The sequence below is a fragment of the Pseudomonas gingeri genome, from assembly GCF_013385635.1.
GTDB classification, from domain to species: Bacteria; Pseudomonadota; Gammaproteobacteria; order Pseudomonadales; family Pseudomonadaceae; genus Aquipseudomonas; species Aquipseudomonas gingeri_A.
In genome coordinates this window covers 1-515 of sequence record NZ_JACAPR010000063.1, presented here as the reverse complement: position 1 = coordinate 515, position 515 = coordinate 1, and the positions used below count along the sequence as shown (strand labels likewise).

At 64.1% G+C, this 515-nt stretch carries 1 protein-coding gene; it reads left to right on the top strand.

Features of this window, described 5'->3' with window-relative positions; genetic code table 11:
* Positions 1-515, top strand: a 515-nt coding sequence (locus tag HX851_RS33440; RefSeq protein ID WP_501037622.1) for a PAAR domain-containing protein, incomplete at both ends; no start/stop codon positions are given.

Sequence of the window (515 nt, the reverse complement as noted above, 5' to 3'; positions counted from 1 at the left end):
GCAGGGAGCGCGATCTGGTTTCCTGCCCGGTGTGCCGCAGCGACGGCGTTATCGTCCTCGCTGGCCGGCATCTGGTGGAACTGTACGAAGACAGGGAGGCCGCACTGGAAGGTGATGTTTGTCTGTGCAAATGCACGCCACCGCCCACGCTGATCGCCAACCAGACGTTGAAGTGGCAGGAAATCCGCGTTGATCAACGGGTCACCTCGACCGCGCCCATCACACCTCCCGACACCTGTGTGTTCGCCAAATCCTGCGTCTCGGTGCCTCCGGGCTCAATCGCCGCTGGAACGGCACCCGAACCCGCGAACAACTTTGGTGCCATGGCACTGTTGGCTTCGACGGGCACCGCCGGTACGGTTGGGCGGGTGGCGGGCACACTGGGTAGCGACCTTGGCGCTTGGGCAGTACGCGGACTCGCCGGAGTTGCCGCCGGTGCAAGCTCGGCACTCAACGTCATGTTGCTGGCTTTCTGGCCACGGGATATCGGGGACTCGACGCTCTACAGCCCGGAA